27 protein-coding genes and 1 pseudogene are annotated in these 20,540 nt (G+C 32.0%); 19 read left to right on the forward strand and 9 right to left on the reverse strand.

Annotated elements, in window-relative coordinates; genetic code table 11:
- Positions 1-40 precede the first annotated feature (40 nt).
- The gene (locus IJE64_RS01240; RefSeq protein WP_292780865.1) at positions 41-1,387 is read left to right on the forward strand and encodes an AAA family ATPase; all 1,347 of its coding nucleotides are present in this window, start codon (positions 41-43) and stop codon (positions 1,385-1,387) included.
- Positions 1,377-2,201, forward strand: a complete 825-nt coding sequence (locus IJE64_RS01245) for a hypothetical protein (RefSeq protein ID WP_292780870.1) — start codon at positions 1,377-1,379, stop codon at positions 2,199-2,201. The genes IJE64_RS01240 and IJE64_RS01245 overlap by 11 nt, the downstream gene beginning before the upstream one ends.
- 58 nt (positions 2,202-2,259) lie before the next feature.
- Here IJE64_RS01245 and IJE64_RS01250 read toward each other — a convergent pair.
- The 4 genes and pseudogenes from IJE64_RS01250 to IJE64_RS01265 form a co-directional block, all read right to left on the reverse strand.
- A pseudogene (locus IJE64_RS01250) lies at positions 2,260-2,529 on the reverse strand (transcriptional regulator).
- A gap of 5 nt (positions 2,530-2,534) precedes the next feature.
- Positions 2,535-2,918: a hypothetical protein gene (locus IJE64_RS01255; RefSeq protein WP_292780873.1), complete on the reverse strand. Its 384-nt coding sequence runs from the start codon at positions 2,916-2,918 to the stop codon at positions 2,535-2,537.
- 105 nt (positions 2,919-3,023) lie between these two features.
- Positions 3,024-3,224, reverse strand: coding sequence for a hypothetical protein (locus IJE64_RS01260; protein WP_292780876.1), 201 nt, complete (start codon positions 3,222-3,224; stop codon positions 3,024-3,026).
- A 129-nt stretch (positions 3,225-3,353) separates the two neighbouring features.
- On the reverse strand, positions 3,354-4,136 hold the full coding sequence (locus IJE64_RS01265; protein ID WP_292780880.1) for a hypothetical protein: 783 nt from the start codon (positions 4,134-4,136) through the stop codon (positions 3,354-3,356).
- Positions 4,137-4,633: 497 nt separating this feature from the next.
- Here IJE64_RS01265 and spt4 point away from each other — a divergent pair, with 497 nt between their 5' ends.
- Complete coding sequence (gene spt4 / locus IJE64_RS01270) at positions 4,634-4,810, forward strand: transcription elongation factor subunit Spt4 (protein ID WP_292780883.1); 177 nt, start codon at positions 4,634-4,636, stop codon at positions 4,808-4,810.
- A gap of 67 nt (positions 4,811-4,877) precedes the next feature.
- On the opposite strand, the gene IJE64_RS01275 is transcribed toward spt4, so the two are convergent.
- Positions 4,878-5,021 (reverse strand): hypothetical protein, encoded by a 144-nt coding sequence (locus tag IJE64_RS01275; RefSeq protein ID WP_292780885.1) that lies wholly within the window; start codon positions 5,019-5,021, stop codon positions 4,878-4,880.
- Positions 5,022-5,193: 172 nt separating this feature from the next.
- A complete protein-coding gene (locus tag IJE64_RS01280; protein WP_292780888.1) occupies positions 5,194-5,505 on the reverse strand; it encodes a hypothetical protein in 312 nt (103 codons plus the stop codon).
- Positions 5,506-5,699: 194 nt separating this feature from the next.
- Between IJE64_RS01280 and IJE64_RS01285 the strand changes: the two genes are divergently transcribed.
- The 4 genes from IJE64_RS01285 (at position 5,700) to IJE64_RS01300 (ending at position 11,817) form a co-directional block, all read left to right on the forward strand.
- Complete coding sequence (locus tag IJE64_RS01285; protein WP_292780891.1) at positions 5,700-7,802, forward strand: P-loop NTPase fold protein; 2,103 nt, start codon at positions 5,700-5,702, stop codon at positions 7,800-7,802.
- 524 nt (positions 7,803-8,326) lie between these two features.
- A complete protein-coding gene (locus IJE64_RS01290; protein ID WP_292780894.1) occupies positions 8,327-9,547 on the forward strand; it encodes a hypothetical protein in 1,221 nt (406 codons plus the stop codon).
- Between the two features lie 81 nt (positions 9,548-9,628).
- Positions 9,629-9,943, forward strand: a complete 315-nt coding sequence (locus IJE64_RS01295; protein ID WP_292780897.1) for a nucleotide pyrophosphohydrolase — start codon at positions 9,629-9,631, stop codon at positions 9,941-9,943.
- Positions 9,944-9,945: 2 nt separating this feature from the next.
- Entirely contained in the window at positions 9,946-11,817 is a 1,872-nt protein-coding gene (locus IJE64_RS01300; protein ID WP_292780899.1) for a DUF2075 domain-containing protein, read from the forward strand.
- A 443-nt stretch (positions 11,818-12,260) separates the two neighbouring features.
- Here IJE64_RS01300 and IJE64_RS01305 read toward each other — a convergent pair whose 3' ends face one another.
- Positions 12,261-12,527, reverse strand: coding sequence for a winged helix-turn-helix domain-containing protein (locus IJE64_RS01305; RefSeq protein ID WP_292780902.1), 267 nt, complete (start codon positions 12,525-12,527; stop codon positions 12,261-12,263).
- A 181-nt stretch (positions 12,528-12,708) separates the two neighbouring features.
- On the opposite strand from IJE64_RS01305, the gene IJE64_RS01310 reads away from it, so the two are divergent.
- The 6 genes from IJE64_RS01310 to IJE64_RS01335 all read left to right on the forward strand — a co-directional run bounded on the left by IJE64_RS01310 (position 12,709) and on the right by IJE64_RS01335 (position 14,582).
- The gene (locus IJE64_RS01310) at positions 12,709-13,086 is read left to right on the forward strand and encodes an Ada metal-binding domain-containing protein (RefSeq protein ID WP_292780905.1); all 378 of its coding nucleotides are present in this window, start codon (positions 12,709-12,711) and stop codon (positions 13,084-13,086) included.
- Between the two features lie 196 nt (positions 13,087-13,282).
- On the forward strand, positions 13,283-13,468 hold the full coding sequence (locus tag IJE64_RS01315; protein WP_292780908.1) for a hypothetical protein: 186 nt from the start codon (positions 13,283-13,285) through the stop codon (positions 13,466-13,468).
- 8 nt (positions 13,469-13,476) lie between these two features.
- Entirely contained in the window at positions 13,477-13,776 is a 300-nt protein-coding gene (locus IJE64_RS01320) for a hypothetical protein (protein WP_292780911.1), read from the forward strand.
- 34 nt (positions 13,777-13,810) lie between these two features.
- A complete protein-coding gene (locus IJE64_RS01325) occupies positions 13,811-14,044 on the forward strand; it encodes a hypothetical protein (protein WP_292780914.1) in 234 nt (77 codons plus the stop codon).
- Between the two features lie 68 nt (positions 14,045-14,112).
- Positions 14,113-14,268, forward strand: a complete 156-nt coding sequence (locus IJE64_RS01330; RefSeq protein WP_292780917.1) for a hypothetical protein — start codon at positions 14,113-14,115, stop codon at positions 14,266-14,268.
- 29 nt (positions 14,269-14,297) lie between these two features.
- On the forward strand, positions 14,298-14,582 hold the full coding sequence (locus IJE64_RS01335) for a hypothetical protein (RefSeq protein ID WP_292780920.1): 285 nt from the start codon (positions 14,298-14,300) through the stop codon (positions 14,580-14,582).
- A gap of 138 nt (positions 14,583-14,720) precedes the next feature.
- On the opposite strand, the gene IJE64_RS01340 is transcribed toward IJE64_RS01335, so the two are convergent.
- The gene (locus IJE64_RS01340) at positions 14,721-15,392 is read right to left on the reverse strand and encodes a hypothetical protein (RefSeq protein ID WP_292780923.1); all 672 of its coding nucleotides are present in this window, start codon (positions 15,390-15,392) and stop codon (positions 14,721-14,723) included.
- Between the two features lie 245 nt (positions 15,393-15,637).
- On the opposite strand from IJE64_RS01340, the gene IJE64_RS01345 reads away from it, so the two are divergent.
- From IJE64_RS01345 to IJE64_RS01360, 4 genes are all read left to right on the forward strand, one after another.
- The gene (locus tag IJE64_RS01345; RefSeq protein ID WP_292780926.1) at positions 15,638-16,918 is read left to right on the forward strand and encodes an Ig-like domain-containing protein; all 1,281 of its coding nucleotides are present in this window, start codon (positions 15,638-15,640) and stop codon (positions 16,916-16,918) included.
- Between the two features lie 100 nt (positions 16,919-17,018).
- Positions 17,019-17,393, forward strand: a complete 375-nt coding sequence (locus IJE64_RS01350) for a carboxypeptidase-like regulatory domain-containing protein (RefSeq protein ID WP_292780928.1) — start codon at positions 17,019-17,021, stop codon at positions 17,391-17,393.
- Positions 17,394-17,546: 153 nt separating this feature from the next.
- Positions 17,547-17,990, forward strand: a complete 444-nt coding sequence (locus tag IJE64_RS01355; RefSeq protein WP_292780931.1) for a hypothetical protein — start codon at positions 17,547-17,549, stop codon at positions 17,988-17,990.
- Positions 17,991-18,212: 222 nt separating this feature from the next.
- A complete protein-coding gene (locus IJE64_RS01360) occupies positions 18,213-19,025 on the forward strand; it encodes a zinc ribbon domain-containing protein (protein WP_292780934.1) in 813 nt (270 codons plus the stop codon).
- 54 nt (positions 19,026-19,079) lie between these two features.
- Here the strand turns inward: IJE64_RS01360 and IJE64_RS01365 are convergent, their stop codons facing one another.
- Entirely contained in the window at positions 19,080-19,334 is a 255-nt protein-coding gene (locus IJE64_RS01365) for a hypothetical protein (RefSeq protein ID WP_292780937.1), read from the reverse strand.
- Positions 19,335-19,493: 159 nt separating this feature from the next.
- Here IJE64_RS01365 and IJE64_RS01370 point away from each other — a divergent pair, with 159 nt between their 5' ends.
- Together IJE64_RS01370 and IJE64_RS01375 are read left to right on the forward strand one after the other, a co-directional pair.
- Positions 19,494-19,697: a hypothetical protein gene (locus IJE64_RS01370; RefSeq protein ID WP_292780940.1), complete on the forward strand. Its 204-nt coding sequence runs from the start codon at positions 19,494-19,496 to the stop codon at positions 19,695-19,697.
- A gap of 47 nt (positions 19,698-19,744) precedes the next feature.
- Positions 19,745-20,536: a hypothetical protein gene (locus tag IJE64_RS01375; RefSeq protein WP_292780943.1), complete on the forward strand. Its 792-nt coding sequence runs from the start codon at positions 19,745-19,747 to the stop codon at positions 20,534-20,536.
- Positions 20,537-20,540 lie beyond the last annotated feature (4 nt).

Raw genomic sequence — 20,540 nt, forward strand, 5'->3', positions numbered from 1 at the left:
ATTTTAGTTTATACGATTTTTATTAAAATAAGGGGATTCCATGTTATCAAATTTAAATGTAAAATTGGAAAATGTTGGGCCTATCGGGAAAGCAGATATGAATCTTGCCCAGATAAATATTATTGGTGGCCAAAATTCTACCGGTAAATCCACAGCAACTAAATTTTTGTATTCTATTTTAAGAGCTAATTCTTCAAAAAATAAAGACGTAGCATATAAGAGTATCATGAAAAAAATTGCAGAGTTAGTTTTTGATTTAAATGATTACTCTCGTAGTAATCGCATATCCATGGAGGATACTGAAGAACAAACCCAACTTAAAGAAGATGCATTCGCTTTATTAGAAAAAATAGTTAGTGCAGATGAATTTGATGAAGCAAAAGAAGTTTTTGATGAAGTTAAAAGAAAATATGATAAGTTGGTTTCTAAAAATATTCTTAAAATGGATATTGAAGATCAAATCGATAAAATTGATAATTACATTGAAAAAGCCGAAACTAAACCTGAGGAAATATATTTTTCAGTAATGGAAACTCTTTTAAAACGAGAATTAAGTTTAGATTTGGGCCATTTAAATGAAGGATGTTTCACGTTCACTGGAGAGTATAATGATTCTGAATTTAAATATGTTGTTGATTTGAATAAAGATTTTAATTTTGATATTGGTAGTGTTCTATCTAATCCTGTTGGATGGTTCCGTGTTAAAGAAGTTTATTATATGGATTCTTTTTCCATAATTGATTTACCACAAAAAGAAGGATTGCAAAATACCGACCATGCTTCTTCTTTAGCTAAAAGTTTAAGTCCAGAATCAGATAAATCTACTGATGTTTATGATAAAGAAGATAATCCTAAACTTAGAGAGTTGGAAGAATCAATTATTGAACTTATGGGCGGTAAATTCATTTTTGATGGTAAGAAATTAGTATTCAAATCAAAATATGAAAAAATTTCTGTTATGAAAAATACTGCTTCAGGTATTAAACAATTGGGCATTATTCAAATATTATTATCTCATCGTGCAATAGATAAGGATAGTTTCTTTATTTTAGATGAACCTGAAGTCAATTTACATCCTATATGGCAAGTTGAATTAGCTAAATTTTTAGTAAAATTATCAAAAGAATTGAATTTAACTCTTTATGTTAATTCGCATAGTCCATTTTTCATTGAAGCATTGGATCTTTATTCATCATATTATGGTTTAATTGAGAATACTCGATTTTTTTTAACTACACCTAATAATGGCAAATTCAATTTTGTCCCGATATCTCATGATAATCTTGATGTTATTTACAGGAATCTTGGTGAACCTTATGACATGTTAGATGACATTAGATTGGAATTGGAATTTGGTCCTGTGGATGATGATCTAAATGAAAACTGATGAAGAAAAATTCATTTTATTTATTGAAAGTTTTGAAGAATTTCACAAACCTATTTCAGAAATTTCTAAAGATAATGAAGGTGACAGAATTCTAGTGAATTCTGATTTTCCAATGTATAGTCTAGATGAGATATGTGATAATTGTACCTTATTTTATAATGATGGTAAAAAAAATCCTAAAACTTCGGATGCATTATTTTCTAAAATAGATAAGAATGGGAATTTAATAATTCATTTTATAGAATTTAAAGGAGATAAATTTGAAGTAAAAAAAGGTAAAAAAGCTTTTAGAGAATTATTGGATCTTATTTATCGAAGAAATGAAAAATTAAATAAAGATAAAATAATTAATGAAAAAAATAAAATTAAATTAGAACAAATCTATGATAAATATGCTGACGACTTGGAATATGGTGTTAGAATTAAATCATTTGAAACAATCTTTGAAGCTTTACCAGTAATTTATGAAAAATATTGTGATGATGAGAATATTACAGATGGAGAAAAATTTGATATTTTTGAATTATTATATAATTCTGAGAAATATTTGTGGACTGTTGTGTATACATGTACTGCTCCCAATGAAGTCAAAGACCATATCAGGCGTTTAAGCATGCCTAATGTAAACCGTGACTTAAATGTTCCTAATTGGAATAGAGATGTTGAATCTATGGTTCCCGGTTCTTATGAATATAGATTGGAAAAACATTTTTTTAGATTAGAATTAGCTAATGTTTTTAAAAAATGTTTTTTAGTCAATCCGGGTTATTTTAATAAATTTGTGAATAAACATTTGAATAGAACACGGAATTAAGTTAGTTCATTGATGATTTCTGTGATATTCAATAATTAAATTTTATCAAAGTAAATATTTATTCTAAATTTTTTATTACATCATCACCTTTATCAGTTAGTCTATACAATCTACCTTTTCTAACTTCGGGATTAATACATTCAACTAGCTCATGTGCTTTCAGTTCGGCTAATACTTATGAAATATGATTTGTTCTGATTCCAGAATCATTAGCTATTGCAGCAGGTATTTTAACATCACATTCTAAAGACTTCATCACTTTTTCCCTATATTTTGAGATTTGCACATAGCTAATTTCTGTTAACATTTCATCCGATAATTCCATGATATCCCTTATGAACTTCTTACAAAATAAATTGTATCGTTATCATAGCTACTTAATGCATCATATGTTGCCTGTACCATGATGTTTGACTCTGAAGGCACAATCATATTAACGACATGTGTTATTTCATCTTGTTCAAAATTACAATCTCCAAAATCTATGCAGTTCTGAGATTCAGGATACATTTCCACTTCAGACATTTGCCTATAGACTCTAATGTAATCAGTATCTTCATTATTTTGAAGATTAACGATTGATAATCGTCTTAAGCCATGACCTTCAACTGGATTGCATTCACCGTCATTGTCAATGTAGATTCTTGTATTAGGCAATATGTCTTCAGCTATTGGTCTTTTGAGTTTCAATCTGAAAACATCTCCTAATACGGCCACAGCAACTAATGTTAATCCTGATGTTTTAACCTAGACTTTACCTAAAAGATAACCAAAGGCCAATTCTCCTGCTTGAGCTTTTCTAACAATTGTATGTTCCATAGTTTAGGACATATCTAAAGTTACCATATCGCCGATTGCACATTGATTGGAACAAATCCAAGCCGTATGTTCATCATTAACGTATGTCCTTTCGTCCTCATCTAAAAGGCAAGCTATTACATCCATTTTCTCTATATGTTCAAGGCCTGTTGGATATCCACGGCCATGTCCAATTGTTGAATTAACATCATAATTTATAATCATTTTAAAACACCCCCCCAAATTATGGTTAATTATTTTATATGGAATATGAAGTCCAGTATCATCCATATCTTCATCATTAGCGTCCCCTATTAACGTTGAGCCTTTGTAAGCTTTATTGTATTCATGATTTCATTTATATAATCGAGTGCTGGTTTTATCTCTTTTGGTTACTGTTACTTGAGGAATTCCATTAGCTACGAATAATGGTGATGGAAATATTATTAACCATTTTAAATCAACATAATTGAAATATTCAAAGTCCGTTGTAGCAGACAATGTTGGAGAGACTTCAATCGCTGCATAATTGGATTGATAAATTTTAGTTGGATTATTTCTGCTGAATTCTTCAAGATAATCTGATGTATTAGATGTTCCTGTTCCCACACAATCATGAAAATGATATTGTTTCCAGTTTCCCTCTTCATCACTTCCCTGATTGTAAGCATCAAAACTGGCTAATACTAAAGTCTTAGCACTAGTGAACATACAATAATCTTTTTCCCCACTCCAATAGTTGACAGTAGCTTTTACATTAGACTCATCAGGTGAGAGTGTTCCATCAATTTGCATCATGATACCTCCAATGGTTGAACCATGATATGTTTCATTATCATTAACAAAAACATTTCTGTTAATATATTTGAATCTGGCTACAACAACACGATTGTTGGTTAATGGTTGACCTGAGGAAAATGGGGTAAACCAATCAGTTGGAGAAGTTCCTTCAAGGTTAGGAACAAATCTAGCTCTAAGAAAATGGCTTCCATCTGTTGAGTCATTGTTTGATGATAAACCTGAGTAGTTCATGAAAAATTGTGAGTATGTATCAGAATTTGCATCAAACATTAACACTTCATTACCAGTTGACAAAGTACTTGAGAATATTGTTCCTGTATCATGGACGTCCAGCAATAGCTTTGTGGTTTGTGAAATCTGGCCAACAGGAACTCTTTCAAGTATTGCTGCGCCTTGCGACCCCTAATCTGGAATGTATAATACTTGACATTCTTTATTGTTTGAGGTTTTAATCTTCAGGTTTTTCAAATCACTTCTGAAATGATTGGAGAAAGAACTGCTTGCTAAATTATCCAAGAAGATATAATCATAGCTTGATGAATACTGCTCCTTTGGTTGAAATTGCCCATGACAATATTGATTTGTAATTTTTTCTACGTGTCATGAGTAATATTTTATTATCTATTTTATATAATATTTATAATAAAAAATATAATATTAAAAAGAAGTTTAGAAAAAGAAATATAAAAGCATCATTGGGAATAGAATAAAATTTTTAAAAAAGGAAAATAAATATGTTAAATAAGTAAAAAAGAAAAAATAGCAAGTGTTTAAATTGAATGTTACATTAAGTAATATTCAAAACCTAAAGGAAAAAATTAAGAGGGTTAAAAATGAAAGCTTGTACTGTTTGTAAATATATTTCAGATAATGATTATTGTGAACGATGTGGAAATCCAACTTCTGATAATTGGAGCGGTCTTTTAATAATAATTGACCCTGAGAATTCTGAATTGGCTCGCGAATCAAATATTAAACATCCGGGATGCTATTGCTTAAGAGTAAGATAGAACTTTTATTGTGTCACGTTTTGATGCAGAAATAAACAAATATATACTCAATGAGCTTTAAAAGCCGTTAGGCAATACTAGTTGGGCATAGATTACCGGAGTTTGTAGGGTTGCGACCTCCTTGAGTTGAACCGTCATTACTAGCTTCAATTTTAATTCTTCTTTCAGCTAGTTTTTCCATTAATTCCATATCAACATCACCAATCGTCATTAAATTCTTTTTTCAGTCTGTAACCGTGTGATTCTATTTCTAAAAATATAGGTTTAATTTATTTGCCAATGCTTTTATCCCAGCGTTGCACAGGTTTGATTAGGTCTTCTCCATCAACCATTCCGTCCTGCAAAATATTTTTAACAATCTGGCTGATGTCAATTTTTCTGGCTCATAAAATTAAAGTTAGTTTCTGCTCTTGAGATAGCTTATTATCCTTATCTAAAAGTACAATATTAACATTAGCTTTATCAATTCTGTTTTTCAAGATGACTAAAGTATAACAGTCAAGTTTAACAGCATATTTCGCATTAGCTATTGTCTTGTTGATTACAGGAGGAAGTGCATCTGGAAGATCTAGACCCGTATTTGTTCCATCAGTTCTAGGCTGTCTTTCATCCTCTTCCCAATAGTTGCGTTTAGTGTTGTACTGTTCCACACGATTATTCAGTAATCTGGTTTTAATATAATCAGTAAGTCCCATTTAATTCTCCCATCATTTTTAATTTTTACATAAACATATATTTATTATGTTATTTATTATATTATTTATATAAAATTTATAATAAATTATTGGTTCTAAAATTAGACATATATTCAAATAATGATAATTAATGATTTTCACTTCTTTAAGAATCATAGGAAAATATATATGAATTTGTTAATAAAATCACCAATATGAATAAACCCAACCCCCGTGAAAAAATTGATTTCACATTTACAAACGAAAAGCCTATTGAAAGCGTAACAGAGGATAAAAAAGGATTAAATATAAATAATTATGCAGAATATTTGGCGAAGAATATTGAAAATTACTTTAAATACAATCAAGATAGTATTACAATAGGTTTAATGGGAGAATGGGGTTCAGGTAAAACATCAATATTAAATTTAACCGAAAAATTTCTTGAAAATAGTGATGTTAAAGTGATGAAGTTCAATCCATGGATTTATTCCTCATACAATCAATTAATAGAACAATTCTTTGATGAGCTTATTAAACAATTTTATAGTGAAAAAAATTTTACTTTAGGAAATAATATAAGAGAGTATTGGCTTAAGATTAATAAATCTGATTTAGCTAAGAAAACATTTATACATTTAATTGCCTCAAAGAGCAATACAATTGCTAATATTTTAAATGATTTATTTAAATATGATTCAAAAGAAAAATCATTAGAAAAACTAAAAAATGACATTAATACCAAACTTCTTGATTATAAAATTGTTTGTATTATTGATGATTTAGATAGAGTAAGCACTACAGAGATTCATGAAATGTTTAAATTAATTAAAATAATGGCTGATTTTAATAATATAATTTACATTCTTTCATTTGACAAAAAAATAATTGCAAAATCATTAGACGATGAGTATATTGATGGTGAAAAATATATTGAAAAAATTATCAATATGGCATTAGACGTTCCATTAGCAACAGACTTAGAATTAAAAAATATACTAATTGATGGTTTGACTACACTATCTGAAAAACATGAGATTGAATTAGATGAAGATAGATTAAATAAGATTTTAGATAAATGGGATTATGAAACCAAAAAAAGATACGGAATACTCTATTTTTTTAAAACAATACGGGACATCAAACGATTTAATAATCTTTTAGAATTTAACATTGAATTAATAAAAAATGAAGTGAATTTTGAAGATTTTATTGGAATAACCGCAATTCAAATTTTTAAACCTGAAATATATGAGAAAATCAAATATAATGAATCATTACTTGTTAAATATTCAATTTCAAAAAATGAATACTCATCTAACCTCGAAATTGCTAAAACTGAACAACAAGAATTTGAAAACATAGTTGAAGATAATGATAATTTAAATCATATCTTAAAAACATTGTTTCCAAAAATGCGTTTTATATATAACATTCGATTCATTTCAGATTATTCTTCAGAATATGATGAAAAATTATTAATATGCCATCCAAATCATTTTAAAACATACTTTAAATTAAATCCTATTGTTAAAAAAATTACTGAAGACGAAATTTCATTAATTACAATTTATATAAATTCTAAAAAGAAACAAGAAATATTGGACGAATTTAAAAAATTAGATGAAGAAGATAAACTAAATACTTTCTTTGAAGTATTACACAATAGACTTGATAATATTAAAGAACCTGAATTCTTCTTAAAATTAATTTTTTCTTTAGATAAAAAATTAAATGAAAAGATTTTTAATAATAGTAGATTTATATTAAAAAAAATCTGTTTAATATTAATTATTAAGATTAATTCAAAAAATAGATTTGAAATTTTAAAAAATGAATATTATAATATGGATAACCTTAATTTCCTTTTTGAATTATTAATTCATGTTAAAAAACATAATAATGGTCTTGGTTTAAAAAATGAAGCGATTTTAACTGAAACTGAAATAACTGAATTAGAAAATATCATAAAAGACAAATATATAATAATGCTTAAAAAACATTTAAATTACGTTATAAACAATTTATTTACTGTGTTCGAATTAGGAACAAACTTAAAATTAGAAAATGAATTTAAAAATGCAATTAATAATCTAATTTCTACAAAAGAAGGATTGATGGACTTTTTAAAATCATATATGTATCCAGATATGGATCAGTTTTTAGAATCTGAAATTAAAAATGCATCTCATTTTTCAGATATGGAAATAATTAAAGAACGGATAGATGAAAATTATGATGAAATAAAAGATGTATTTGAAGTTAAGAAATTTTTGAAAGAATATGAAATGTGGAAAACTGACAACCTGACCTGCTGATGAGATTCAACAAACTTCATTATATTAATCCACTACAAATATTAAGTTTCAATATGGCTTAGAATATAATTGATAAGTTTTTAATTTCTTTTTTATTTTAACCATATTATTTTGCATCTATGGAAATCATCATTTTGATATACACCTAAGCAACTTTTTATTGAAATGTTATAACCAACTAATAATGGGACTTCATCCACAAATTTAATTGGGCATCGCAATCAAAAGATTATTGTAAAAAAGGTAAGTGAAACCACATAAGTAACTGATATTTAAGTGATATATGATGATACAACCAGCTCTTAATTGATTGTTATAATATTCCTCTGCAATAACATGAAATCATATTCAAGTTAATTCGCTGTTTTTTTTTAAAAAAAATAGGGCTTTGATATAATTAGGAAAAATCGGCTCTTTCAAAAACTTTGTTGATTTGAAATTTTCTGATGAAAGTTATCTCTGAATTTTTAATTCTGTTTAAAAATAGTTAAATTTAATAAAGAGTTGGAGTAAAAGTTTTTATCATGCCAAATCAAAAAAAATTTACTCCAAATAGTATTTTAGATGTTAAACAATATATATTTTGTGATTTTGATGATGGATTCGTCTTGTCAGATTCTCGTTTTGTGAAATTATTTAATTCCTGCAAAGAAGTTTTCAAATCTTTTGATTTGAGTTTTAAAAAGGATGTTCCTTATTTTAAATTGAGTGTTGCTAGATGTCCCTATTGTGGGACTCGTCATGTTGTAAAATATGGTTTTACCAATAGAATATTAGTATTTAAAGAAATAGGAAAAACTATGGTGAAGGTTCAGCGTTATATTTGTAAACGTTGTGATAAAACCTTTCAAACTGATTTAACAAGTCTTGTTGATAAAAATAGCAATTTTACTAATGAATTGAAAAATGAATCTGAACATTTAATTTCAGATTATTTGGGAAGTCTAAAAAATGTTTGTAAATCATTCAAAAAATTTTTTGGAATTAGTGTTTCACATCAAACGATTGAAAATTGGCTTTTTGTTAATGAAAACATTTTAGAATTTGATTTAGGTCGTTGTTCGGGTTATTATGTCTTTGATGTTGAATGGATTAAAATCAATGGAGAATGGAAATATCGTCATACTCTATTAGATGCAATTTCTAATTGCATTGTGGCCGATGTAATTTATGATACAGAAGATGAAACGACTGTTGAGAAGTTTTTAAAAGAATCAACAGCAAATAAAAATAAAAAAGTAATCACGACAGATTTGGACAGTAAATATCCTCAGATTATCACAAAATTAGGTTTTAAACATCAATTATGTATTTTTCATGCTAAAAAAAGTTTAAATAAACAATTAAAAGTTTTTAAAGATAAATATCATCTTTCTGAGAAAGAATTTGAAGAATGTCATCAACAATTGATAATGATAAAAGATTTATTTGATTTAGATAATTATGATGAAGCTGAAAAAGAATTACAGTCTTTAATTTTTCGTAAAGATGAATTTCATCCATCAATTTATGAAATAATTAGAAAATCAATCTCTCCAAGATATAAAAGCTTCATTTATCACTTAAAAGACAAAAGAATTGAAAGAACAAGCAACAAAATAGAAAATGCATTTCAAAAAACAATGCCAAAATCCAGAAAACGAATATTCAAGACCACACGAGGTGTTTTAAAACGAATCTACCGCAGAGATCTAATTTGGAATGACAACAGAAAAAAGGATTTTGAAAATCAACAAAGTTTTTGAAAGAGTCGAAAAATCTATTTTAGAAATAAGTAAATATTGCTAAGAAGATATAATATTGTATCTAACTTAGAAGGTTTATTTATGGAAGAACTAAAAGCTGAAATTATTAATTTTCAAAAGGAAAGGGACTGGAAAAAATTTCACACTCCTGAAAATCTTGCAAAATCAATTTCCATTGAAGCGGCTGAACTTCTAGAGCATTTCCAATGGGGAAAGGAATATGATTCATCAGAAGTTGCAGATGAACTTGCAGATGTTTTAATATATTGCATATACATGGCAGATGCAATGGATTTTGATATTAAAGAAATTATTCAAAATAAAATGCAGAAAAATGCCATAAAATACCCAATTGATAAAGCAAAAGGCAATGCAACCAAGTATACGGAGTTGTAAATATGATTGTTTATGAAGCCACTAAAGGTGAGTTTTGTGATTCAGTTTTAGTTGGTTCAATCACCGATGAGATATATGATGTCTACAAGGAAAAGATTGGCAGATCAGCCAAATCGCAGATAAGGTCTTGGGAAAACTCTATGGAATATATGTATAAAGTATTGAATGACACTGAAATTCCTCAGGATTGCGGTGTAGCTATTGAATTTACAATTCCAACCACTTCAAAAAGAATTGATTTCATATTGACTGGTTTAAACCAGTTTCATGATGATTCAGTTGTTATAATTGAACTAAAGCAATGGGATTCTGCCCAAAAGGTTGACGGCAAGGATGGTGTTGTCAGGACATATCTTGGAGGAGGCATAAGGGAGACCACCCATCCTTCCTATCAGGTCTGGTCATATGCATCCCTTATCAAAAACTTCAACCAGACTGTTGAAGAGGATGAAATCGGGCTTTTTCCATGTGCATATCTGCACAATTATGATTTCACTTCCGATGACCCTCTGAAAGATGAAATATATAGGCCTTATTATGACAAAGCCCCGTTATATGGCAAAAGGGATGTCTTGAAACTGCGTGAATTCATTAAAAAATATGTAAAGTATGGTGATAATTCAGACATTTTATACAGGATTGACAACGGTAAAATCAGGCCTTCCAAAAAGCTTCAGGATACGCTTTCAAGCATGCTTGATGGAAACAGGGAATTCATCATGATTGACGAGCAGAAGATTGCCTATGAACTGGCTGTTAAAATGGCTCGTGAAAGCTATTTGGATGATAGAAAACGGGTTTTGATAGTTGAAGGGGGCCCTGGAACCGGTAAATCTGTTGTAGCCATAAATCTGCTTGTTGACTTGATGGCCGATGATATGGTTTCAGTGTATGTCACTAAAAATTCAGCTCCGAGAAACGTGTTTTATGAAAAATTAAGGGGAGGAAGGCATTCTTTATGCTATTTAAAAAACTTATTTAAAGGTTCAGGTTCATTTACACAGTCCAAGTCAAATGAATTCGATGCGATTGTTGCCGATGAGGCTCATCGTCTGAATGAAAAATCAGGTTTATTTTCCAATTTGGGCGAAAATCAAGTAAAAGAAATTATAAATGCTTCTAAATTTTGTGTGTTTTTCATTGATAAACATCAAAGGATTAGCCTAAAGGATTATGGAAGCATCGAAGCCATTCGCGAGTTTGCAGGTTATTTTGATGCCGAAGTTGAACAGATTAAACTGGAATCTCAATTTAGATGCAACGGATCCGATGGGTATCTGTCATGGTTGAATGATGTACTTGAAATTGAAGAGACCGCAAACTTTGACGGGTTTGACTTTGACTATGATTTTAGAGTTGTTGATTCTCCAGTTGAGTTGAAAAAGTTGATATTTGAGAAAAATGCTAATAATAATGCAAGATTGCTTGCAGGATACTGCTGGAACTGGATAAAGGAAGGAAAAAACAATTCTGATGTTCATGATATCGTAATCGATGACTTTTCTATGAGCTGGAATCTGGGAAACTCAGACACATGGGCAATCGATGAGGATTCTATAAATGAAATAGGTTGTATCCATACCTCGCAGGGTCTTGAGTTTGATTATGTTGGCGTAATAATTGGAAATGATATGCGATTTGACGGTGAACATATTGTAACTGATTTTACACAACGTGCAAAAACAGACCAGTCTCTTAAAGGAATTAAAAAGAGATATAAAGAAAATCCAGAGGAAGCTTTGCAGTTGGCTGATGAGATAATCAAAAACACTTATAGGACATTGATGACCCGTGGAATGAAAGGATGTTATGTTTACTGTGAAGATATGATGCTTCAGGCTTATTTAAAAGAGAAATCGGATTTCAGTTCTTAATAATATTCATAAAGATGTTATAAATGGGATTTTTGTCGAAAAAGTCAGATAAGGAAAATTTGGTCGTGATAAGTTTTTTCGACCTCAACAAATAATTATGAATACTTTTTACTTTCCAGATTAATCTTTTAGTTACATTTTGATTCAATCACTCGATTAAAAATTATACTAAAACTTCAAGTGAAAGTCACACAGGTTTTTGCAGTTGAAGTTGGTGGTGTGTCTTTGAGATTATATTAATTCCAATAATTTCTGAAACTATCAAATTAATAAAATTATCAACAGATTTATTTCGTAGAAAAATTGTTTCATTTAAAGTAAATTTTACCCTTTCTCCATCTTGTATATGTTTTGATACTTTCAATGAACGTTTTAAATTTTTTAGGATAATATTTTAAAATTAATTAAATTCATTTCATTGCTTTATTTTTCCATATACTAGTTTATTCTAAATTTTTAACTAATTCATTTCCTTTATCAGTTAACCTGTACAATTTACCTTTTCTTACTTCTGGATTAATGCATTCAACAAGTTCATGTTCTTTTAATTCACTTAAAACTTTTGAAACATGATTTGTTCTAATATCTGTATCTTTTGCAATCTGAGAAGGTATCTTTACTTGCCCATCCAAAGATTTCATTGCTTCGGTTCTATACTTTGAGATTTTCACATAGCTGATTTCTATTAACATTTCATCTGATAATTCCATACTATCACTTATGAACTTCTTACATAATAAATTATATTATAACTATTATATTTGAATAGATTAAGTAATTAACTAGGAATTACAAAATTATATATAAATATTGGTTTAATGATGTTATCTTAAATCAAGAAAATAATATTGGTATGAATCGCATAATATTTCTTATTTGAGGAGATTAGAAATGGATAAGAAGTTATCGTATATCTGTATCGGTCTATTAGTTATTATCATTGTTTTAGAGGGTGGTTTAGTATTTAGCAGCATCCACTGGGATAATAATGATTATGATGATAATAATTTTAGACAAGTAATAGTTGACAGCAATCATGATGATGTAGATGAAGTAGATGATAATCAGGATACAACCGCAAGTTCTTCTGATGATTCTCAACCCAGCAGTTCGGGGCATACTTATGTTGGTAGTGTAAAATCTGATAAATTCCATGAACTGTCTTGTCCTCATGTTAAAAAGATTAAAGAAGCAAATAAGATTACATTTTCAAGTAGGCAAGATGCCCTTGATGCGGGTTATACTCCTTGTCGTACTTGCAATCCATAAAATAATATGAAAAATTTAGAAACTCAAAAATCATGAGTAAATAAAGTAATAAAACTTGAAGTGAAGCTTATCTTGCAATGTTTTAATTTGATGATTAAAATATATTAAGGAGATTAATATAGGCAGTAGCAAATCATAAGCTTTAAAAAAAGTTTGTTTGATGAAGACGAGTTGCAAATATTTAAGGTGATAAAAGATGATAACATGCAACGTATGCGGATGTCTAAACAGCCCTTCAAACAGGGTGTGCAGAGAGTGCGGTTCTGACCTCTCAGACAGCCCTGACTGGGATGTATATGACGACGATGAGTTCGATGACGACAACCTGAACTTTGATGATGCCGAAGAGCTGGGCTATGTTGACCCGGATTTCTACGAGTAGGTGATTAAATGATAGAATGCAAGGTATGCGGCTTTGAGATTGATGAGGACGATGTCTTTTATGAGTGTCCCTTTTGCGGAAGGGAGATAGACAATGACGGACTTTGGAGTTGTGAAAACTGCGATTCCATCCTGGACTGGGAGGGTGATGAATGGATATGCCCGTATTGCAGTAACCAGGGCGATGATGAAGAGGAAGATGATGATGAGCAAACATGCCCTTCATGTGGCTCTTCAGACTACGAAGACGGCTATTGCTATGAGTGCGGATATCCAAGCAACCTGGGATGGGTCGGAGAGCAGGACTGAGATGGACTGCTTCACATGAAAGGAGGCATGAGCCATGGGACTGAACGACCAAAAGGTAATAAAGGTGAATGGAAAGCTGAAGATTATTGATGAGAGAACCAATGAAGTTGTATTCGAATGCGATGCGGACGACAGGAAGGATAAAAAGGAAAAATGTCCTATTTGCGGATCTACAAACTACCGTCTGGGCTGCTGCTATGACTGCGGACATCCGACCAATATGGCATGGGTCGGAGAGCAGACAGACCTGCAGCACAACCACAGATAGGAATGATGAATGTTATCTGCGGATAGTGAAAAAACATGGAGAGAAACACATAATAATAAGGATTCAATGTGGATGACCGTAATTATAATTGCAATGGCGGTGATGGGATTAATAGTAATATTGAATTAAGTGTCCATGACGATGATGAGTTCGATGATGACAACATGAACTTTGATGATGCGAAAAGCTGGGCCATGTTGGCCAGGATTTCTACGAGTAGGTGATAAAATGATAGAATGCGATGTGCGGTGAGATGATTGATGAGGACGATGTCTTTTATGAGTGTCCTTTTTGCGGAGATTATATAGAAAATGATGGACTTTGGAGATGTGAGGGCTGTGATTCTATCTTGGACTGTGAAGGACATGAATGGGAATGTCCGTATTGCTATAACGAAGGTGGCGACGAAGATGATGTGGAAAGATGCCCTTCATGCGGCTCTACAAACTTCCATGGGGCCTGCTGCTATCGCTGCGGATATCCGAGCAATATGGAATGGGTCGGAGAGCAGACCGACCTGCAGCACCACCACAGATAGGGTGCAGATTACATATTTCTCTCGATGTGTGTGATGAAGTTAATGTGCATTATAACTCAAACTGGAAGTGAAATAGCCAGATATCTATAAAATAATGATTATTTCTATTAAGATTATTTTTTTCATGAATTGCAGATATCACCAGTAGTAATATTCATCCAGGTAGTCATCTATGTATCCGTTGTCCCCGTAATCGTAGTGGTCGTAATACCAGTCGGGGTCATTTGTTGCCATATGCCATTGGTCGCTTTCTGGGCTTGTGTAGGGGACTTCTGGCGATGATGCATCATGAACATCAATCGGAGGATTGTAGTGGTAGCCTGAGTTCGTCAGTTCATAATCGTATTTTCCCAGGATTTGATGGACAAGTTCCTCTTCGCTATAGCTTATGTTTTGGGTATCGACAATTATTCCGTAGGCCATCTCATCATCTGCCTCCAAATAAACGACGCTGTTGTCGTCGGCATAATCAGAATAGTGATTGGTCAAGTAATGAAGCTCAGATAAAAACATATATTCGTCATTCATGTCGGATTGCCAGACGATGACGTAATCCTGTTTTCCTTCATCATTTACATATGTGATTTTTGAAGCGTTTTGCCAGTGAAACGTGGTGTTGTGAATGGTGGTGACGCTTCCAGGGCCGATTGTCTCCTGGCTTATTTGAGTGCAGTTATCGAAGCTTGCCACTATCCAGCGGGCATCGCCAAGGGGAATATCTAAACTTTCATCGGAATATGCTGCAGGCGCAAACAGCAAAAACACCATTAGAAACATGATAATTTTTTCCATATCCATATTAGTCACCATCCATTTTTCGCCATCAATTAATCTATTTGACTTTGAATGATATAAGGTTAATGCAAATAAAAAATTTGTCTGATTTTACAAGATAATAGACTTGCATTGCATTCTGGCTTTTTTTTTCAATGCTTTTGATGCAATTGGCTGATGCTGATGATTTTTGCGAATCATGTTTTGCATTAAAATAGAAACCAATAAATACTAACTTACACACAATTTGTATTATAGATAAAAAATTGTGGAGGCAGTAAATGTATTCAAAAAAGAAATTTTTCATCATTAGTTTGCTTTTTCTTGTTTTGATAAGTGTTTCAGCAGTTTCGGCTAATGAAAATATCACAGCACTTGATGAGCCACAAGAAAATGATATTGTAAACATCAATGATGATTCAAACACTTTAAATAATGATGAAATTCATCCTATTCAGGCGCAAATTATTGCAGATGATTTCCAATCGACTTATAATTCCAATAAGCGGTTATATGTTCAGGTAAAGGATTTGGACGGTAATGTCTTGGAGGATGTTTGCGTTGACATGAAATTTGACAGGGGCTATAAATATTGTGACTACACAAATCGCAATGGAAAATGCTCTTTTTATATTGATGAGCAGGCAGGTTCCTATAAGGCCACAATTAGTTTGAATGACCCGAATTATGTTGCCGAACCTGTTGACATTAATGTAAAGATTGCTAAAGCACAGGTTAAGCTATTTGTCAATAAGATAACCGCTCCCAGTAATCAGTATTTGACATTAAAAGCGAAGGTTACTGATGGGCGTAATATTGTAGTTGATGAGGGAACAGTTAAGTTCAAGGTCAATGGAAAGACATATTCCTCCAAAGTAAATGAGGGGGTTGCATCAGTTAAAATCAAGCTATCGAAAGTAAAGACCTACACCTACCAGGCTTCCTTTTCTTCCGAAAACTACAATTCCAAGTCAGCTTCATCACAGATAATAGTTAAGGATGCTAAAAAATGGCATACATACACTTTCGGAAAATATAAGTTCACCGTTACTAAAAGCCAATATGATAAGATCCAATATGTCATCGACCATGAAAATGATGGGTATCTGGACACATATGCCGATTTTAAGGTAAACACAGGCAAATACTGCAAATCCAAAAAACCGATTTACAAAACTGTCAAGGAAACCAAATATAAGTGGGAGTACAAAAAAGTTTTATCTTACGAATCCTTTTATGGCAATAACTATTATGATTCATATTCCTATGATTTGACCAGTTATTATAATCAGGGCTGGGAATTATACGGTTGGTATGATGTGGATTATAGTGATGGATATGAATCCTATGCAAAGCTGAAAAAGAAAGTCAAATACACATCTACAAAAAAAGTCATAAGCGGGTATAAATACAAGAAACTTCCAGTGTATGCTGTCGTGACTACATATTGCGCAATTAACGGTGGAAAATATGTAAATTATCCTCAAGTGCAGTTCGTTGGACTCGATGGTGAAAATACGGGTAATTGGGAATATTTGACTGCAAATTATAGAATTAGGTAAACATTGAAGACATTCATGTCTTCATCATTTCCTTATTTAAGGAGATGTAATGGAAAAGATTATGATGATGAAATATTAAACTAATACTGGAGGTAATATTATGGACAATCGAAAGATTATTTTGATTTTATGCGTGATAATCGCAATCATCGCAATATGCTTTGCGGCGATGTTTCTTTCTAAGGAAAAAACAATCATTGAAGTTTCAAACGAGACTATTTTTTCCGGCGATTCACTTACTGTCAACCTCACTGACAGCAATGGAAATCCGATAGCCGACCAGAATGTCAGCATAAGGCTCAAGGACCAGGATGATGGGACAAGAACCAACATAAATGGGACCACGGATTCCGATGGAAAGGTAAAGCTCACGCTGGTGAAAGTAGGAGACTATGACGTTGAGGTAAAATTCGATGGAAACGGCAAGTATGAATCAAGCTCCGCTGAGGCAATCTTCAAGGTAAACGAGAAGTAGACCTAGACTGCAACGAACACAAGCAACTGCGCTTCAGACGGTTCGATATATCCCGAATACGATCCTGCGCATATGACCCTGCGGCGGGATGTTACCGCACTTAGATAGATGGAGCATGAAAAACTGATAATTTATGGATTTGAGAGGATTTAAATGAAGCAGAAACACATAATAACAATCCTGGTTTTGATAATCATCATTCTGGCATTGGTCTTGGGAATGCTGATCTTGAAGCAGGGAAGCGATGACAGCACGGGCTCTCAAACCAACCGGACGGAATCCGAAAGCGTTGATGAAACCCCGGACACCATATCTCTAGAGCTGACAGAATTCGACAGGGAAGTCACCAAGACAGTCGGCGATTACACGCTTAAAGCGCAAAAGTGGAGAGGAACTTCAGTCGGAGGATTTGAGGTTTCATTATATAAGAACGGCCAGCTCATGGACAGGAGCTCATATCAGTCTAGGGCATACTTCGATGACGGCACCGGCTGGAAATGGAGCAACTGGGATGACGGCGAAGAGGACTCAACATTGCATAAGTATCCTGTAGCAAACGATGTTGACATCAGCAAGGTTGAGGTCAGATTGCTATAAATAGCATTAAAATTGCTGTTCGGCAAGTGCATAATGCACTTGCACTTTTTTTAATTTTTCACTCAATAAAATTGATTTTGGTTGGTAAAATATTCTGAAGATATTTTTCAAAAGATATAAATATTTTTTTAGACTAATTTTATTTAACATTATTGTGCAAGAATTCTCCGGCTTCTTTAAAGCAGGAGAGGTTCAAGAAAAAGTATTTAAGAAGTGTAGGATATGGCTAATTTTTGTATTAAGTGTGGGTTTAAATTAAATGATGCTGATATTTTTTGCAGGAACTGTGGCGCTAAAGTAAAGGTGCATTATTCATCTGCTTACTTAAAAAGTACCATTTATGAAGAGTTGGAAGCTAAAAAAATACTTCAAGCAATAAAATCCAGTGATGCTTTTTCAAATGAGTTACATAGGAACGATCTGTCACCTGAAGATGGAAATGAAATCATTGCGCAATTGGAAAATGAAATATCCTCCAGTAAAATTAAAAGTAATGATGTACAAAGAAGATTAAAGGAATTGCTATCGGAATACAGATATAAAGTAGGGATTGAAAGAGCAATTGGAAGGGAAGTTGAAAAGTTATTTGAATCAGAGGAAATTAAACCAAAAATAGAAAAATACTATGTTTCTCAAGAAGAATTGTTGGCTATTAAGGAGAATGTGCAAAATAATATTTACTCCAGTAAAAAAGAAAATATAAGCCTAGAAGAGATTAGGAGCCAAACAAACATAGAATTGGAAAAAAAATTAGCTAAAAAAATAGAAATAGAAAATGTGTTAAAAAGACAAGAGGAATATAGAAAAAGAGCTGAAGCTAGTAAAAGAAGTGACTCTGTTGATGAAGAACCCTCCCGCAGTCAATCTGGCGGATATTGTGATAACAAATGCATACATTACCGAGAAGAATATTGGGATGATGACGGAGAGCTAGTTGCTGAGGCCACTGGTAATTGTTTTCGGTCCTGTGATTTAAGACATCGTCTTGGAGGTTTTTGTGAAGATTACGAAAAAAAGAGAGTTAATAGATATTAAGTGGAATACCATTTATCCTCATTAACTCTTTGTTGCTACTTTTCTATATTAAAGTTAATTTGACCATTTACGGCTTAAGTCACTGTCATTAAATACAGTTTTTTCTTGACATTCTTTTAACTCACTTATGTTATCTCTAAAGAATTTTAAGCAGAAATCTTTTTTTGCATTGAAATTATCGCAGTTTAAATGAATATTTTCCTGACAGTTATCGCAACCAATTTCAGTACCTTCTTTGTTTTTACAGCATAATTCATCGTTATCATCAAGATAACGGAAGTCACAGTCTTTAAATATTATGTCATTCATAAAATCCAAATCCTCCTTTTTTTAATTTATCATATTACAATCTGTAAATAAGAGAATAAATAAATTATTATCCAAATTTAATTTATTTTTTATGCCGAATACTTATCCACATTAACTCTTTTAGGTTGCTTTTCTGTAGCTAGTTTTTCATAACTTCCTGTGAAAGCCACAACACAGTCATCATCGATTGCTTCATACGGATATGCAGTTATTTTTTCCAGAAATTCCTTAAACTTAAATTTAATGGTTAAATCATTTGATGATTTAGTTATGAGGTCATCTTATAGTGTAATGGCTTTAACTGCAATTGATGAAGATGTGATGATGCCCAATCAGATAGCTAAAGAGCAATGCGTTAAATAATTCTTTTTTCATAAACTTTATATATTGCCTGAAAGCATTGTTAGTGTATGACCACTATTAGAAATTTTGATAAAAAATGTGCAGTTTGCACTAAAACCTCACCGCAACCAGTATTGGGAAGTACCAGTACTGGAGGATATCCTGATTTGGACTTAAGACCATCCGAAATGAAAAGAAGTAGCATGTTTGCATGGCTTCAGGAATGCCCGCACTGCGGATATGTTGCTGTCGACATTGAAAATGAACCTAATGTCTCTGCTGATTTTGTGAAAAGCGATGAATATCTAAGCTGCGAAGGATATGAGTTCAAATCAGATCTGGCCAAGAGATTTTTCAGGCATTCTTTAATATCAAAAGCCAATGGGGATTGCAGGTCCCAATTTTTCTCACTTCTGCACTGCGCATGGAAATGCGATGATGCCAATGACGGCCTTGCAGTCGAAATGAGAAAGCTGGCTTTGAAGTCCATCGGCAAATTCGATGCCCAATCTGATGATGAAAGGGATAACCTGAAACTCATCAAGGCCGATTTGCTTAGAAGATCCCTGCAGTTTGATGAGCTAGTCACAGAGTTTAAGGACGTGATTTTTGATGATAAGCTTAAAAATGAGGTCATTGATTTTCAGCTTGAGCTTGCAGCAAGAAAAGACAGCTCCTGCTATACCCTGGATGACATTCCAAAGCAGGTAACCCTCACACTCGAAGGGGAGCTTCTTAAGAAACTGAATCTCATTGTGAATATAACCGGCATCCCATTGACTGATGTCATCGAATCAATGCTTGAAGAAAAGGTTGATGAAACAGACATTTCCAAGTTGATGATGGAATTATTTAGGTAAATGT

It is taken from the genome of Methanobrevibacter sp., from assembly GCF_017409525.1.
In the GTDB taxonomy this organism is placed as follows: Archaea; Methanobacteriota; Methanobacteria; order Methanobacteriales; family Methanobacteriaceae; genus Methanocatella.